This is a genomic window from Azospirillum sp. UFLA03-27 (assembly GCF_059803775.1).
The window spans coordinates 1-15,376 of record NZ_JAUQTX010000172.1; the positions used below are offsets into that span (position 1 = coordinate 1).

Consider the following 15,376-nt stretch of genomic DNA (forward strand, 5'->3'; position numbering starts at 1 on the left):
CGACGACGGCATACGCGATAGCTGTTAGAGTCTCGTGGGCTCGGAGATGTGTATAAGAGACAGGGCCCGGATTCGGGCTGTATCAGCCTGCCCGAACCGGTCCGCGAGACGCTGCCGGCGCTGTGGGACGGAGACGGGCTGGCGGCGGTGCCGCATCTGGGCTTTTCGCGGCCCGGATTCCCCCTTTCGGCGGTTGCTTTGCACGCACCCGGGGTGGCGTTGGCCGGCCCAGCTTTTCCGGTTGTTTCGGACCGTGTCGGCATTATTTAATCTGGGAACGTGCCCGTAAGCCCGGGAGGGGTGGCTCCGCATCAGCCTACCTTTCCGCGCAGGGTTCGCAGAAAGGCTTTTGACGTGAACAATTTCGGCAAGAATCTCGCGCTCTGGATCATCATCGGGCTGCTTCTGGTGGCCCTGTTCAACCTGTTCCAGAGCTCTTCCACGCGCAGCCCGCAGACGACGGTTCCGTTCAGCGAGCTTCTCGCCGAAGTGGACCGCGGCCAAGTGGCCGACGTCACCATCAAAGGAAACCAGGTCTCCGGCCACTTCACCGATGGCCGGTCCTTCAGCACCTACGTCCCGCCCGAAGCCGGGCTGGTCGAGCGGCTGACGCAGAAGAACGTGCGCATCAGCGCCGTTCCGGACGACAGCAACGTGCCGTCGCTGTTCTCCGTCCTGCTGTCCTGGTTCCCGATGCTGCTGCTGATCGGCGTCTGGATCTTCTTCATGCGTCAGATGCAGTCGGGCGGCGGCAAGGCCATGGGCTTTGGCAAGTCCCGCGCGCGCCTGCTGACGGAGAAGGTCGGCCGGGTCACCTTCGACGACGTCGCCGGCATCGACGAGGCCAAGCAGGAACTGGCGGAAATCGTCGAGTTCCTGAAGGACCCGCAGAAGTTCCAGCGTCTGGGCGGCAAGATCCCGAAGGGCGTGCTGCTCGTCGGCCCGCCGGGCACCGGTAAGACCCTGACCGCGCGCGCCGTGGCGGGTGAAGCCAACGTGCCCTTCTTCACCATCTCCGGCTCCGACTTCGTCGAGATGTTCGTGGGTGTCGGCGCCAGCCGCGTCCGCGATATGTTCGAGCAGGGCAAGAAGAACGCCCCCTGCATCATCTTCATCGACGAAATCGACGCCGTCGGCCGCCATCGTGGCGCCGGCCTGGGCGGCGGCAACGACGAGCGCGAGCAGACCCTGAACCAGCTGCTGGTCGAGATGGACGGCTTCGAGGCGAACGAGGGCGTCATCCTCATCGCCGCGACCAACCGTCCGGACGTGCTCGACCCCGCGCTGCTGCGTCCGGGCCGCTTCGACCGTCAGGTCGTCGTTCCGAACCCCGACGTGCTGGGCCGCGAGAAGATCCTCAAGGTCCACATGCGCAAGGTGCCGCTGTCTCCGGACGTCGACGCCAAGGTCATCGCGCGCGGCACCCCGGGCTTCTCGGGCGCCGACCTCGCCAACCTCGTCAACGAGGCCGCGCTGCTCGCCGCCCGCATCGGCAAGCGCGTCGTCGGCATGGCCGAGTTCGAGGCCGCCAAGGACAAGGTCATGATGGGCGCGGAACGCCGCTCCATGGTCATGACCGAGGATGAGAAGAAGCTGACCGCCTATCACGAGGCTGGTCACGCCATCGTCGCCATCCACCAGCCGGACAGTGATCCGGTGCACAAGGCCACCATCATCCCGCGCGGCCGCGCCCTGGGCATGGTGATGCGCCTGCCGGAAGGCGACCGCATCTCGCTGTCCCAGGCCAAGCTGCACGCCGACCTGCGCGTCGCCATGGGCGGCCGCATCGCGGAAGAGCTGATCTTCGGCAAGGACCGCGTGACCACCGGCGCGTCGGGCGACATCAAGATGGCGACCGACATGTCGCGCCGCATGGTCACCGAATGGGGCATGAGCGACAAGCTGGGCCCGCTGCTCTACGGCGAGCCGACGCAGGAGGTCTTCCTCGGCCACTCCGTCACCCAGCACAAGAACATGTCCGACGCCACGGCCCGCACGGTGGACGAGGAAATCCGCCGGATCGTCGATGAAGCGTACGGCGAGGCCCGCCGCATCCTGACGGAGAACATCGACCAGTTGCACACCATCGCCAAGGGCCTGCTGGAGTACGAGACCCTGAGCGGTGAGGACATCGCCCGCCTGCTGCGCGGCGAGCCGCTGATCCGCAACGATGAGCGGGAGGGCTTCTCCCCGGCCCCGCCGAAGCAGCCGACTCCGACTTCGGGCCGCCGCCCGTCGGTGCCGACCACCAAGGAAAGCGGCGGGATGGACCCGGAGCCCCAGGGCACCTGATGCCCGGCGCCTGATCCGCACCACAGCTTTAGTCAGCGAAACCGGCGCTCCGCAAGGGGCGCCGGTTTTTCTTTGCCGACCATTTTCCTGGTGCCTTCCGGCTGTACGCGTTTCCCGTACGTCTTGGCGGAACCAAGGGACGGGACCATCGTACTGAACAGGGTTGTCTCAACCGAAAGCGCCGCCGATGCTGTTCCTGCCCATCTACGACGACAACCCGACGCGGCGGACGCCGGTCGTCACCATGGCGCTGATCGCGCTGTGCGTGATGGTGTTCCTGTGGCAGCTTTCGCTGGGCGCGCGGGGCGGAGACCTCGCCGTCTATTCCTTCGGCCTCGTTCCGGCGGTGCTGTTCGGTCACGCTGAATTGCCGGAGCCGTTGCGGGTCGTTCCGCCCTGGATGTCCGTCATCACCTCCATGTTCATGCATGGCGGCTTCCTGCACCTCGCCGGCAACATGCTGTACCTCTGGATCTTCGGCAACAACGTCGAGGACAGCATGGGGCGAGGCCGCTTCGTGGTCTTCTACCTGCTGTGCGGAACGGCGGCGGCCCTGGCCCAGAGCTTCGCCGCCCCAACGTCCGAGGTGCCAATGGTGGGGGCGAGCGGAGCCATCGGTGGGGTGCTCGGCGCCTATCTGGTGCTGCACCCGCGGGCCAATGTCGGCGTTTTCTTCTGGTTCATCATCATCGTGCGCGTCATCAGCGTCCCGGCGGTGCTGGTGCTGGGCTTCTGGTTCGTCGGGCAGATCCTGAGCGGGGTCACCACCCCGACCTCCGACGACAGCGGCGGGGTGGCCTTCTGGGCGCATGTCGGCGGGTTCGTCATGGGGGCCGCGCTGATCCCCTTCTTCAAGCGGCCCGAGGTGCGGTTGCTGGAGCCCCAGCACAGCCGCCCCTTCGCGGTCGTTCCGCCCGGCACCCGGTTGCGTCGTGGCAGCGTGCCGGAAGCGGGCGACCGCCGCCGTCCCTTTCGATGATTAATAGGGAAAATCTATTGGTCTGGTGGGATTATTCGATTGGACCCTTCGTCACCCGACACTCATGCTGAGGCTGAACAAAAACGGCGGTGTTCGGGAGTTCCGCGATGATCAAGACCTTCAGCTTTGCCTGCATCCACTTCACGGTGGCCTTTACGGTCGGCTATCTGATGACCGGCAGCATCGCGGTGGGCGGCGCCTTGGCTGTAGTGGAGCCGCTGTGCAACACGGTGGCCTATCACCTGCACGAACGGGCCTGGGCGGCCCATGAACGGCGCAAGGCACAGACGGCCGAGGCGGAGCCGGCGGAAGGGACCGCCGTTCCGGCCTGAAGGGATCGGTGGTTATCCCCTCTCCCCTCTGGGGAGAGGGCTAAAGAAACGGAATACCGGCTCAGCGCGACCGCAGGTAGGCCAGCACCGCTTCCGGAGCGGATTCGCCGTAAGGATCGCCGCCTTCGCCGGCGTCGTTGATGCCCGGCTCCTCGAACAGCTTCTCGATCACGCCGTCGGTCACCACCATGGCGTAACGCCAGCTCCGCATGCCGAAGCCGACATGGTCCTTGTTGATCAGCATGCCCATGCGGCGGGTGAAGTGGCCCGAGCCGTCGGGGATCAGCTTGACGTTCTTCACGCCGAGATGCTTGCCCCACTGGAACATCACGAAGGCGTCGTTGACGCTGAGGCAATAGACCTCGTCGACGCCCAGGTCGCGGAACTCCGGATAGAGCGCGTCGTAGGTCGGCACTTGCTGGTTGGAGCAGGTCGGGGTGAAGGCGCCGGGCAGGGAAAAGACGACGACGCGCTTGCCGGCGAACAGCTCGTCGCTGGCGACGTCCTGCCAGCGGAACGGGTTGGGGCCGCCGACGCTTTCGTCGCGCACGCGGGTCTTGAACACGACCGAGGGGACTTTGCGTCCTTCCATGATGGTCTCCGGATCGAAGTGAAGCGGTTGCTGTGGGATGGCCTGAAGCTTAGCCGTTCAACGGATTGACGAAAACCGGCCGGAGCAGCCTGCGCGGTCTTGTCTCAGCATCAGGGCAGGAGGTTCTCCGCGAAGGGGCGGAAGGCCCCCTCCGTCACCAACCGCTTCGCCGCCGCGATGTCCGGGGCCATCGCGCGATCCTCCGTCCACACCGCCACGCGGGCGCGCAGCAGCCCCCGCGCGCGCTCCAATGCGGGGGAGGAGGCCAACGGCGCCCGCAGATCGATCCCCTGGGCCGCGGCCAGCAGTTCCACCGCGACGATGCCCGCCAGATTGTCGGCCATGTCCGTCAGGCGGCGGGCGGCGTGGGTCGCCATGCTGACATGGTCCTCCTGGTTGGCGGAGGTGGGCAGGCTGTCCACGCTGGCCGGGTGGGCCATCTGCTTGTTCTCGCTGGCCAGCGCCGCCGCGGTGACCTGGGCGATCATGAAGCCGCTGTTCAGCCCGCCATCGGCCACCAGGAAGGGCGGCAGACCCGACAGGTGGGTGTCCATCAGAAGCGCAATCCGCCGCTCCGACAGCGCCCCCGTCTCGGCGATGGAGAGGGCCAGCACGTCGGCGGCCATCGCCACCGGCTCGGCGTGGAAGTTGCCGCCCGACAGGATGTCGCCGCTGTCCGGGAAGACCAGCGGGTTGTCGGAGACGGCGTTGGCCTCGCGTTCCAGCACGCCCGCGGCGAAGCGCAGATGGTCGAGCACCGCGCCCATCACTTGTGGTTGGCAGCGCAGGCTGTAGGGGTCCTGAACCGTCTCGTGCCCTTCGCGGTGGGAGTCGCGGATGCCGCTGCCCTGGAGGAGGGAGCGGTAGGCGGCGGCCACGTCGCGCTGGCCGGGTTGGCCGCGCAGGTCGTGGATGCGCGCGTCGAACGGGCCGTCGCTGCCCAGGGCGGCATCGACGCTGAGCGCCCCGGCGACCAGGGCGGCGGCGAAGCCGTCCTCCGCCGCGACCAGCCCGGCCAGACCCAGCGCCGTGGAAACCTGCGTGCCGTTCAGCAACGCCAGCCCCTCCTTGGCCTCCAGCACCAGCGGCGCCAGCCCGGCGCGGGCCAGCGCCGCGGCGGCGGGCAGCCGCTCGCCGTCCACGTCGGCCTCGCCCTCGCCGATCAGCACGCCGGTCAGGTGGGCCAGCGGCGCCAGATCGCCGGACGCCCCCACGGAACCCTTGGCCGGCACCACCGGCAGGACGCCGCGGTTGTAGAGCGCCAGCAGCGCCTCGATCACCACCATGCGCACGCCGGAATGACCGCGCGCCAGCGCGTTGACCTTCAGCGCCAGGATCAGCCGGACCACGCCCGGCGGCAGGTCCGGCCCGGTGCCGGCGCTGTGCGACAGGACCAGCCGCCGCTGCAACTCGCGGACCTGTTCCGGGGGGATGCGCTTCTTCGCCAGCAGGCCGAAGCCGGTGTTGACGCCGTAGACCGCGCGCTCCCCGCCCGCCGCATCCGCCACCGTGCGGGCCGAGGCGTCGATGGCGGTGCGGCAGCCGGGCGCCAGGGCCAGGATGGGCGGGTCGCGCAGGATGCGGCGCAGGTCGGGCAGGGCGAGATGGCCGGGGGCGAAGGTCAGCGTGTCGGTCATGCGGCGTTCCTTGAAATGGGGCGAACAGGGCAGTCCTTCACATGAGGCGCCGTTGTCGTTTGCGCAAAGGGGGTGGTTTTCAGTGGCATTCCTGTGATGTCCCTCAATCTTCAGATTTCATTTACCAAAAACGCGCCAACTGGCCTCGCCTGCATCCAGTGGGCACTGCCGCAAACGGTGACAATTGGAGGGCTGTAAATGCCTCGCTTGTTTTCTCGCGGGTCTGAAAAGACCAATAAAGATATGGCTCACGGGGGACGTTACTTCACCCGGGTACTCGTTGGTGCATTTGTCTTCAGCGCTACCATCAATCTCCTGATGTTGGCGATGCCACTTTATTCCCTTCAGGTCTTTAGCCGGGCCATTCCGTCCGGCAACATCGATACGCTGGTCATGCTGACGGTCATCGTCGTCCTGGCCCTGACGTTGAGCGCCGCCATGGAAACGGTGCGGGCACGCATCCTGGCCCGCGCGGGCAACGCGCTGGAGGTCACCTGGCGCCGTCGGCTGACCGCCGACGTGCTGGACGCTTCGGGCCGCGGCCGTCCGGACACCGCCCCGGTCAGCGACCTCATGGAGGTCAAAGGCGCGATGAGCCGTCCGTCGCTGCCGGCCCTGATGGACCTGCCCTGGGTGCCGCTGTATGTCATCGGCATCTACCTGATCCACCCGCTGCTCGCCGTGATCCTGGTCGCCGCGATGGTCATCATGACGGCGCTCGGCTATCTGAGCAACTGGGCGGTCCGCCACTTCGCCGAAGACAGCAAGGCCCCGGCCAGCCGCTCGCAGCGCCTGTTCGACTCCCTGCTGTCGCGGTCGGAGACGGTGCGCGGCCTGCGCATGGGGCCGAGCGCGCTGGACGCCGTGGCCCGCGATGCCATGACCACCTCCGCCCTGCAGGGCCGCTCGACCGAGCGCGCCGCCGCCATCGGCGCCTTCACCAAGTGGGTCCGCATGGTCATCCAGATCGCGGTGACCGGCGTCGGCGCCCTGCTGGTAATCGAGCAGCACCTGTCCTTCGGCGGCATGATCGCCACCTCCATGCTGGTCGGCCGCGCCCTCGCCCCGGTCGAGCAGACCGCCGGCGCCTGGGGCCAGATCCAGAAGTCCTACCAGGCCTTCCGCCGCCTGTTCCCGCTGCTGAAGCGCCTGTCCCTGGAGCCGGAGCGCCCGACGATCCCGGTGGAACGCGAGCGCCTGACCGTCGAGAACCTGCTGTTCGTCTCCCCCCGCGACCAGAAGCCGATCCTGCGCAGCGTCACGCTGGCGGTCGAGCCGGGCCAAACGGTGTGCATCGCCGGCCCCAACCGTTCCGGCAAGTCGGTCCTGGCCCGTCTGCTGGCCGGCGTGGCGATGCCGTCGGCGGGCACCGTGCGGCTGGGCGGTCTGGCCGTCGCCTCGCTGAACCCGGAAACCCCGGAGCAGGGCATCGGCTACATGGCGCAGGGCGCCGATCTGCTGCCCGGCACCATCGCCGAGAACATCGCCCGCTTCACCGAGACGACGCGGGAGAAGGTCGAGGACGCCGCCAAGCGCGCCGGCATCCATTCCTGGGTCGAGAGCCTGCCCGGCGGCTATGAGACCGAGGTGACCGACCCGCTGTTCCCGATCACCGGCGCCTCGGCCCGCCTGATCGCCCTGGCCCGCGCCGGCTACGGCCGCCCGTCGCTGATGGTTCTCGACGAGCCGTCGGCCGGCATGGACGAGATCGGCCACAAGGCGGTGCGCGAGTTCATCGTCGAGGCCAAAAACAGCGGCGTCACCACCATCGTGCTGACCCATTCCCCGGCCTTCGTCGACATCTCCGACAAGACCTTCGTTCTGAAGAACGGCATGGCGGTGGAACTGCCGCAACGCCAGCAGGAGCAGCAGGGTCCGAACTGGAGCCGCCTGCGCAACATCGGCCCGGCGCCGGTGCAGAGCGCCGCCGGCTGACGCCGGAAACTCCAGACCAGTACCTGTGCGACTTCCGGCGATTAAGGACCGATTGTTATGACCGACACCACCATGAACACCTACAAGACGAAGACCATGACGTCGATCGGCGCGCTGCGCGCGCTGGTTCCCGACACCCGGGTCAGCGGGCTTCTGGCCGGCGGCTTCATGGTGCTGGCGGTGGGCTTCGGCGGGATGACCGCCTGGGCCGCGCTCGCCCCGCTTCACAGCGCCGTCATGGCCTCCGGCGCTCTGGCTCCGGAGACCGGCCGCAAGATCGTGAAGCACACCGAGACCGCCCAGATCGAGGAGATCCTCGTCAAGGAAGGCGACACGGTGAAGGCCGGTCAGGTCCTGATGCGCCTGGACAGCACCGAGGCGGCGACCCGGCTCCAGGTGCTCAGCACCTCCTGGCTGGAAACCCAGGCGCTGGAAGCGCGCCTGACCGCCGAGCTGTTCGAGCAGCCGGCCATCGAATGGCCGGAGGAACTGCTGCGCCGCCGCGGCAGCGACCGCACGGTCGAGAAGCTGATGGGCAACCAGGAGACCCTGTTCCAGGTCCGCCGCAACCAGCTCGACACCGAGGCCAAGCTGACCAAGGAGCGCGTCGCCACGCTGCGCGAGGAGGGCAAGAGCCTTCAGGAGCAGCGCAGGTTCCTGGCCCGCGAGATCCAACTCATCGAGGACGATCTGGTCATCACCCAGGGCCTGCTGTCCCGCGGCAACGCCACCCGCACCAAGCTGGTCGAGCAGCAGAAGGAAGAGGCGCAGCTCAAGGGCCGCGACCGCGAACTGGAGGCCCGCATCGCCCAGGCCAACCAGGCCGCCGTGGACGCCGAGGGCGACCTTCTGCGCCGCCGCAACGACTTCCGCGAAAAGGTGCTGGTCGATCTGGAGAAGTCCCGCGGCGACGTCATCCGCCTCGCCGAGCAGATCCGCGACGCCGCCAACCGGCTGGAGACCCGAGCGATCAAGGCTCCGGACGCCGGCACCGTCGTGATGCACAGCCATTGGGCCGCCGGCGGCACGATCACCGCGAACGAGCCGATCCTGGACATCATCCCGGACGGCCGCGCCCTGCTGGCCGAGGTGAAGGTCCAGCCGAAGGACATCAAGTCGCTGACCGTCGATCTGCCGGTGAAGGTGCAGTTGACCGCCTATGACAGCCGCGTCGTCGGCTCGCTGGACGGCACGGTGACCTACGTCTCGGCCGACCGCGTGATGGACCCGATCACCCGGCAGGAGTCCTACATTGCGCGGATCAAGCTGAAGGACAGCGACTCCCATCAGGTCCACAACCTGACGATCAAGCCGGGCATGCCGGTGGAGGCGCGCATCCTGCTGTCCGCCCGCACCCCGCTCGACTATCTGGTTCAGCCGTTGTCGCACTCCTACGTGAAGGCGTTCATCCAGGAGTGAGGCAGGGGTAGGGAGCGTCACGCTCCGCGAGGGTTCGAAAAAGGAAAGGGCGGCTTCCCACGGGGGAGGCCGCCCTTCCTTGTTTGACGAAGCGGGATGGTATCAGCCGCGCGGGCCGTGCAGGCGCCGTGCCGCGAGGTCCAGAGCCAATTTCAACTGGGCCAGCGAATAGGGTTTGTTGACCACGCCCAGCGGATAGGTCTCGGTGATGCGGGCCATGATCGCGTGGTTGGCGTAGCCAGACAGGAAGATGGAGCGGATGCCGTAGTTGGCGCGCAGACGCCGCGCCGCTTCGATCCCGTCGCCGCCGGCCAGCCGAACGTCCATCAGTGCCACGTCGGGACGCTCGCGCCCGGCGATGGCCACCGCCTCCTCCTCGGTGCGGGCGGTGCCGCAGACGATGTGGCCGAGATCCATGGCAGCCATCCCCACCGCCTCGGCGGCCAGGGATTCGTCCTCCACGATCAGCAACCGCAGGGGGCGGATCGCCGCCGGGGTGTCGCGTCGGGTGGAATCTTTCCGGTCGGCCTGGGCGGCCGGGCCACAGCGGTGCCGCCATTCCAGGCGGGGCGACGGTCGTGCCAGCGTGTCCACATCATCCCGTGCCATAACCACCCCCATGCGTCACCGCAGGTGTTATTGGTAAAGATTCATTTACCAAATAAAGTGGTAGCTGCACCCATTTTGGAGTTCAAGGAAAATCGGTGTGACGTGGGTGCGTTCGGACGAGGTGCGACCTTCCCGCAACAATGCGGAGAAGGAGGAGTCAGCGCTTGGGACGGCTCAGCCAGTCCACGTTGCCGCTGCGGGGAGCGGCGCCGTTGGTTCCGGAACTCCCTTTGCGACCGGACAGGGGCGAGAGCCAGGAGGGAGCCGGGGGCGCGTCGGGAACGGGGTCCGGTGCCACCGGGCGCTGCGGCGCCGGGGCCGGCGCACGCGGCACGAAGGGCGACAAGACGGGCGCCGGAGCCAACGGTGGTGGCGGCGAGACCTCGCGCACCGGTTCGGAAGCGAAGGACGGGGCCGGCTCGTCGGACGGCGGCGGCGCGTAGGTTTGCGGCGCGGTCTGTGGGGAGGAAGTCTGCGGGGAGGAGGTCTGCGGCGAGGATGGCGGTGCTGCCGGAGACCCGGTGGCAGACGGGGGACGCGGTTCGGCGACGGCCCGCGTCGGGCGGTCGTCATCGTCCACCGGGCCGGTCTGGGTGTTGATGCGCCGCGCCTCGTCGCGGATGGACAGCAGAGTGGACACCGCGAACTGGAGCAGCGGCGCCATCGTCTCCGAGTTCGCCAACTCCTCCGCCGTCAGGGCGGCGAAGCGCTGGCGCACCTGCTCCACCGCGTCCTCAATGCTGTCACGCAGGGCGCCGGTGTCCTGGAGGACGCGTTCCAGATCCTCCCGGAGGGCCGAGATCTCGCAGGCCTGACGCAGCTCGTGAAAGCCGATGGGAGTCCCCGGCGTCCGCCCGGAGTCGGCGGTCCGCTGATCCTGAGATCGGAAATCATAGGGCATCTTCGCCAAACGCCGGGCCCTATCCTGCAATCCAGGCGGAGACCAAGGAAGGTTGCCGTGTCACAGGTTTAATGCGGTTGAACATGGTTGGAAACCGTTTGCGCACCCCAATCGCTTGTACTATTTTTTCCGCACCGGGGGGAACGGAATCCTGCGGTATCACAAATCCTACCCACCCCTCCCCAGAACCACGCATGCCGGGTACTCACGGTGTCGATTGATCGCGCGGAACTGGAACGGCTCCTTGCCGATCGTCCGACTGGAAACCGCTCGGCCATGCAGGCCGTCCGCGAAAGCTACGCCGACATCGGCCTGATGCGCGAGCGTGGCCTGTCCTGGGCGGACATCTCCGACGTTCTGGCGAAGCTGGGCGTTACCGCCCGCGACAACCAGCCGATCTCGCCCGTCACCCTGCGCTCCGCCTTCTTCCTCGTGGGGAACGAGGGACGCGACGGAGCTGCGGACGGGGAGAATGCGGGTGAGACGACCCCGCGCGAGACTCTGGACGCGGTGCACCGCGCTGCCCTGGCCGCTGGACAACCGTCGGACGGCGAGGATGCGGCGCTTGAACCGGAACCGGAACCGGAACCGGAACCGGCCGAACCGGACATGGCGGACCGCGCGACCGATGGTTTGTCGGAAGCCGCCGTGCCGGACCCGGAACTCCCTCCCGATCCTGAACCGGAGCCGATCCCGGTTCCGGAACCGGAGTCCGCCGGTGCGCCGGAGGACGCGACTCCAACACCGGTTCCGGACGTCTCGGCCATACAGGCTCCGCTTCCCAAAGCTCCGGACCTTAACGTTTCAACACCTCAAGATTCGACAACGAATAGACCCTGGAAAGGCGATCGCATGCTGGGCACCATCTTCGTTCTCAACGACCGCGGTGGCGTCGGCAAGACGCTGCTGTCTCACCACCTGATGGCGACCGCCATGCTCGAAGGCCTTCAGCTCAAGGTCGTCGAATATGAGGTGAACGAGCGCCTGAACCGCCTGTTCGGCCCGGAAGTGGTGGAGCACCGTCGCATCACCCAGGACTTCATGAACATGATGGGCTCGGGCGACGGCTTCTACGAGTTCTGGGACCAGATCGGCCCGGAGCTGCAGCGCGGCGGCCGCCTCTTCGACTTCGGCGGCAACATCTCCCAGTGGTTCTTCAACTGGGCCGAGGTGTCGGGCTTCGACTACTATGTCGGCGAAGGCGAGCGGCTGACCTTCATGGTGCCGGTCACCGTCGATCTGGCTTCGCTGTCCACCGGCATGAACACGCTGGAGCGCATCGCCACCATCGCCCCGAAGGCCAAGCGCGTCCTGGTCGAGAACGGCTTCTCCGGTCCCTTCTCGCAGCTCGACGACAGCCAGTACGCCCGCCGCAAGGCGGAGATGGTCGAGCGCGAGGGCGTGGAGGTCATCTCCATGGCGCCCTGCACGGCCCCGGCCTGGGCGCGCCTGACCGGCCATCGCATCGACGAGGTGGCGCAGATGACCCGCGAGGATCTGGTGAAGCTGGGCATGACCCCGCCGGTCGCCTCCCGCTCGCTGATCATCATCCATGAGTGGCTGCGCACGATGCGGCAGGCGCTGTCGCCCTATCTGCGCGACGCCTTCAACCAGTCCGCCGGCCCGGCCGCCAAGACCGGAGCCCGTCAGGGCGCGCTCTGAGCGGACGACGCATCGCCGGCATGTGAGAACGGGGGCCTTCGCGGCCCCCGCTTCTTTTTGTCGAACGAAGAAATTACGCGAAGGCTTCGACCAGCGCTGCGAACTCCTGGGGGCGTTCGGCGTGGAGCCAGTGGCCCGCGCCCTCGATCATCTCGATGGCGGCCTTGGGGAAATGGCGTCGGATGGCCGCGTGGGTCTCCGGCACGATGTATTCGGAGCGGGTGCCCCCGATGAACAGGGTGGGGCCGTCGTACCGGGCGTCACCCAGATCCGGGAAGCCGATCAGGTCGCTCATGCGGGCGCCGATGGCGTCGAGGTTGATCCGCCAGTGAAACGACCCCTGCTCCAGAACGAGATTTTGCAGCAGGAAGGAGCGCAGGGGAGCTTCCGGCACCGCATCGACCAACTGCGCCTCGACCTCCGACCGGCGGGTGCAGCCTTCCAGCTTGGCCTGCTTCATCGCCGCCACGAAGGGGGCGTGGGTGTGGGTGTAGGCGACCGGCGCGATGTCGGCCACCGCCAGACGCTCCACCCGGTCGGGATGGTTCAGCGCCAGGGTCATCGCCACCTTGCCGCCCATGGAATGACCGACCACCGACGCCCGTGCAAAGCCGCGGTCGTCGAGGAAGCGCAGCACGTCCGCGGCCATTGCCGGGTAGGTCATCTCGTCCGACCAGGGGGCGCCGCCGTGGTTGCGCAGGTCCAGGGCGTAGACCCGGTGCCGCTCCGCGAAGCGCTTCGCCAGGGTCTGCCAGTTGCGCGCCGACCCGAACAGGCCGTGCAGGACCAGCAGGGGGGTGCCGCCGTTCGCTTCGCCGGCTTCCAGATAGGTGAGGGGAAGACCCTGGGCCATGGACGTTCCGCTTGTCTGAAGGGGAGGGATGGGACAATGGGTGGGCGGCGATCCTAGCAGACCGTTTCCGCCCGCCGCCTTCAAATTCCACACGGGCTGGCATGCCGAAAGGCGTGACGCTGGCCGGGAAAACGCTAGGATGGCGCCGCCCATCAGAGGACCCGTACCACCGTGCTCCGCAACATCCTGTCCGTCGGCGGGCTGACGCTGGTCAGCCGAGTCCTTGGTTTCCTGCGCGACGTTCTGACCGCAGCGCTGCTCGGCGCCGGGCCGGTTGCCGACGCCTTCTTCGTGGCGTTCCGGCTGCCCAACCATTTCCGCGCCCTGTTCGCCGAGGGGGCTTTCAACTCCGCCTTCGTGCCGCTGTTCTCCGCCAAGCTGGTGCAGTACGGGCAGGCCGCCGCCAAACGCTTCGCCGAGGAGGTGATGAGCCTGCTGCTGGTGGTGCAACTGCTGTTCCTGGCCGGCATCCTGGCGATCATGCCGCAGTTCATGACGGTCTTCGCGCCGGGCTTCTCCGACGAGCCGGAGAAGTTCCGGCTGGCCGTCCTGTTCACCAGCATCACCTTCCCGTACCTGCTGTTCATCTCGCTGGAATCGCTGCTCGCCGGCGTGCTGAACAGCATGGGGCGGTTCGGGGCGGCGGCGGCGGCACCGATCCTGCTCAACCTGTGCCTGATTGCGGCGATGGTGCTGGCCGCGCCGCTGATGCCTACGGTCGGCCACGCCCTCTCATGGGGCGTCTTCGCCGCCGGGCTGGCGCAGTTCCTGTACCTGTATTGGGAGGCGAGCCGGGCCGGAATGGGGCTGCGGCTGGCCCTGCCGCGCCTGACGCCGGATGTGAAGCGGTTCCTGACCGTGCTGGGACCGGCGGCGCTGGGCTCCGGCCTGACGCAGATCAACCTGTTCGTCGACACGCTGATCGCCTCGCTGCTGCCGACCGGGGCGGTGTCCTACCTCTACTACGCGGACCGGCTGAACCAGTTGCCGCTGGGCGTCATCGGAATCGCGGTGGGGACCGTTCTGCTTCCGGAGATGGCGCGGCGCATCAAGGGCGGGGACGAGCCGGGCGCGGTGGAGAGCCAGAACCGGGCGGTGGAGCTGTCGCTGGTGCTGACGCTGCCGGCCGCCGCCGCCTTCCTGGTCGCCGGCCTGCCCATCGTGTCGGTGCTGTTCCAGCATGGCGCCTTCGGCCCGACCGACGCCGCGCGGTCCGCCGCGACCCTGCAGGCCTACGCGCTGGGCCTGCCGGCCTTCGTGGTGATCCGCAGCCTCGTGAACGGCTTCTACGCCCGGCACGACACGGCGACCCCGGTGCGGGTGGCGCTGGCCGCGACGGCGGTCAACGTGGCGCTGAAGCTGGCGCTGATGGGACCTCTGGCCCAGGTCGGGCTGGCGGTGGCGACCTCCGTCGCCGCCTGGGTCAACGCCGGGCTGCTGGCGTGGCTGCTGACCCGGCGTGGGCTGTTCAAGGCCGACGCCCGGCTGCTGCGCAACCTGCCGCGCATGGCCATCGCGGCGCTCGCCATGGGCGGCACGCTGTGGCTGGTGCAGACCCAGCTCTCGTCCTGGCTAGCCGCCCACAGCCTGTTCGAGCGGCTGGGCGGGCTGGTGCTGCTGGGCCTTGCCGGCCTGCTGGTCTACGCGCTGCTGGCGGTCGCGCTGGGCCTGCTGCGCCGGTCGGACCTCGGGCGGTTCCGCCGGCGCCGCAAGAGCGTTTAATGCTTAAGCCGCCGGCCCGTTCTTGACGGGACGAGACGGGTCGGCGGTCCATTCCGACATCGACCCGTCATAGAGGCGGACCCCGTCGATCCCGGCCAGTTCGCTCAGCGTGAACCAGGACACCGAGGCGAGGTGGCCGGTGTTGCAGAAGGTGATCGTTGCGTCGCCCGCACCGGCTTGATCCGCCAGAGCCTTCACCGCGTCGGCGGGGAGGAAGCGCTTTTCTGCGGCGGAGTAGAAGGCGCCGTTCTCGATCAGCACCGCCCCCGGAAGCGTGCCCGGAACGCGGGCCTGCGGGCTCTTGGCCTTGCCCTCGAACTGCTCGGCGGAGCGGGAGTCCAGCAGCGGGACGGAGCCGCCGGCCACCGCCGCCGACATGGGCAACGCGACGCGCGTCTATTGGACCTTCAAGTCGCTGGGCCACGACCTGTCTCTTATACACA

At 68.0% G+C, this 15,376-nt stretch carries 14 protein-coding genes; 8 read left to right on the top strand and 6 right to left on the bottom strand.

Annotated features, from left to right (window positions below; translation table 11 throughout):
- Positions 1-48 precede the first annotated feature (48 nt).
- The 4 genes from Q4I23_RS22285 (at position 49) to Q4I23_RS22300 (ending at position 3,603) form a co-directional block, all read left to right on the top strand.
- Positions 49-270: a hypothetical protein gene (locus Q4I23_RS22285; RefSeq protein WP_498527658.1), complete on the top strand. Its 222-nt coding sequence runs from the start codon at positions 49-51 to the stop codon at positions 268-270.
- 84 nt (positions 271-354) lie between these two features.
- Positions 355-2,292 carry an ATP-dependent zinc metalloprotease FtsH gene (gene ftsH / locus Q4I23_RS22290; protein WP_014240204.1) on the top strand — a complete coding sequence of 646 codons (1,938 nt, stop codon included), beginning with the start codon at positions 355-357 and terminating at the stop codon, positions 2,290-2,292.
- 187 nt (positions 2,293-2,479) lie between these two features.
- Entirely contained in the window at positions 2,480-3,271 is a 792-nt protein-coding gene (locus Q4I23_RS22295; protein ID WP_454018218.1) for a rhomboid family intramembrane serine protease, read from the top strand.
- Positions 3,272-3,378: 107 nt separating this feature from the next.
- The gene (locus tag Q4I23_RS22300; protein ID WP_454018219.1) at positions 3,379-3,603 is read left to right on the top strand and encodes a DUF2061 domain-containing protein; all 225 of its coding nucleotides are present in this window, start codon (positions 3,379-3,381) and stop codon (positions 3,601-3,603) included.
- A gap of 61 nt (positions 3,604-3,664) precedes the next feature.
- Here Q4I23_RS22300 and Q4I23_RS22305 read toward each other — a convergent pair whose 3' ends face one another.
- Both Q4I23_RS22305 and hutH read right to left on the bottom strand, forming a co-directional pair.
- On the bottom strand, positions 3,665-4,195 hold the full coding sequence (locus tag Q4I23_RS22305; protein ID WP_498527659.1) for a peroxiredoxin: 531 nt from the start codon (positions 4,193-4,195) through the stop codon (positions 3,665-3,667).
- A 110-nt stretch (positions 4,196-4,305) separates the two neighbouring features.
- The gene (gene hutH / locus Q4I23_RS22310) at positions 4,306-5,832 is read right to left on the bottom strand and encodes a histidine ammonia-lyase (RefSeq protein WP_498527660.1); all 1,527 of its coding nucleotides are present in this window, start codon (positions 5,830-5,832) and stop codon (positions 4,306-4,308) included.
- A 243-nt stretch (positions 5,833-6,075) separates the two neighbouring features.
- Between hutH and Q4I23_RS22315 the strand changes: the two genes are divergently transcribed.
- Complete coding sequence (locus tag Q4I23_RS22315) at positions 6,076-7,767, top strand: type I secretion system permease/ATPase (RefSeq protein ID WP_498527661.1); 1,692 nt, start codon at positions 6,076-6,078, stop codon at positions 7,765-7,767.
- Positions 7,768-7,824: 57 nt separating this feature from the next.
- The gene (locus Q4I23_RS22320) at positions 7,825-9,186 is read left to right on the top strand and encodes an HlyD family type I secretion periplasmic adaptor subunit (RefSeq protein ID WP_454018222.1); all 1,362 of its coding nucleotides are present in this window, start codon (positions 7,825-7,827) and stop codon (positions 9,184-9,186) included.
- 102 nt (positions 9,187-9,288) lie between these two features.
- Here the strand turns inward: Q4I23_RS22320 and Q4I23_RS22325 are convergent, their stop codons facing one another.
- Together Q4I23_RS22325 and Q4I23_RS22330 are read right to left on the bottom strand one after the other, a co-directional pair.
- Positions 9,289-9,795, bottom strand: coding sequence for a response regulator (locus tag Q4I23_RS22325; RefSeq protein ID WP_454018223.1), 507 nt, complete (start codon positions 9,793-9,795; stop codon positions 9,289-9,291).
- Positions 9,796-9,952: 157 nt separating this feature from the next.
- Positions 9,953-10,705, bottom strand: coding sequence for a hypothetical protein (locus Q4I23_RS22330; RefSeq protein ID WP_498527662.1), 753 nt, complete (start codon positions 10,703-10,705; stop codon positions 9,953-9,955).
- A 267-nt stretch (positions 10,706-10,972) separates the two neighbouring features.
- Here Q4I23_RS22330 and Q4I23_RS22335 point away from each other — a divergent pair, with 267 nt between their 5' ends.
- Positions 10,973-12,358 (top strand): hypothetical protein, encoded by a 1,386-nt coding sequence (locus Q4I23_RS22335; protein WP_498527663.1) that lies wholly within the window; start codon positions 10,973-10,975, stop codon positions 12,356-12,358.
- A 73-nt stretch (positions 12,359-12,431) separates the two neighbouring features.
- Here Q4I23_RS22335 and Q4I23_RS22340 read toward each other — a convergent pair whose 3' ends face one another.
- Positions 12,432-13,211 (bottom strand): alpha/beta fold hydrolase, encoded by a 780-nt coding sequence (locus Q4I23_RS22340; RefSeq protein ID WP_498527664.1) that lies wholly within the window; start codon positions 13,209-13,211, stop codon positions 12,432-12,434.
- A 171-nt stretch (positions 13,212-13,382) separates the two neighbouring features.
- Between Q4I23_RS22340 and murJ the strand changes: the two genes are divergently transcribed.
- Complete coding sequence (gene murJ, locus Q4I23_RS22345; RefSeq protein ID WP_498527665.1) at positions 13,383-14,933, top strand: murein biosynthesis integral membrane protein MurJ; 1,551 nt, start codon at positions 13,383-13,385, stop codon at positions 14,931-14,933.
- 3 nt (positions 14,934-14,936) lie between these two features.
- Here the strand turns inward: murJ and Q4I23_RS22350 are convergent, their stop codons facing one another.
- On the bottom strand, positions 14,937-15,311 hold the full coding sequence (locus Q4I23_RS22350) for a sulfurtransferase (RefSeq protein ID WP_498527666.1): 375 nt from the start codon (positions 15,309-15,311) through the stop codon (positions 14,937-14,939).
- Positions 15,312-15,376: the final 65 nt, after the last annotated feature.

Bases quoted from the DNA above. Each gene is read 5' to 3' on its own strand.
- Q4I23_RS22295 (WP_454018218.1), top strand. From the start codon at position 2,480: ATGCTGTTCCTGCCCATCTACGACGACAACCCGACGCGGCGGACGCCG.
- Q4I23_RS22300 (WP_454018219.1), top strand. From the start codon at position 3,379: ATGATCAAGACCTTCAGCTTTGCCTGCATCCACTTCACGGTGGCCTTT.
- Q4I23_RS22305 (WP_498527659.1), bottom strand. From the start codon at position 4,195: ATGGAAGGACGCAAAGTCCCCTCGGTCGTGTTCAAGACCCGCGTGCGC.
- hutH (WP_498527660.1), bottom strand. From the start codon at position 5,832: ATGACCGACACGCTGACCTTCGCCCCCGGCCATCTCGCCCTGCCCGAC.
- Q4I23_RS22315 (WP_498527661.1), top strand. From the start codon at position 6,076: ATGGCTCACGGGGGACGTTACTTCACCCGGGTACTCGTTGGTGCATTT.
- Q4I23_RS22320 (WP_454018222.1), top strand. From the start codon at position 7,825: ATGACCGACACCACCATGAACACCTACAAGACGAAGACCATGACGTCG.
- Q4I23_RS22325 (WP_454018223.1), bottom strand. From the start codon at position 9,795: ATGGCACGGGATGATGTGGACACGCTGGCACGACCGTCGCCCCGCCTG.
- Q4I23_RS22335 (WP_498527663.1), top strand. From the start codon at position 10,973: ATGCAGGCCGTCCGCGAAAGCTACGCCGACATCGGCCTGATGCGCGAG.
- Q4I23_RS22340 (WP_498527664.1), bottom strand. From the start codon at position 13,211: ATGGCCCAGGGTCTTCCCCTCACCTATCTGGAAGCCGGCGAAGCGAAC.
- Q4I23_RS22350 (WP_498527666.1), bottom strand. From the start codon at position 15,311: ATGTCGGCGGCGGTGGCCGGCGGCTCCGTCCCGCTGCTGGACTCCCGC.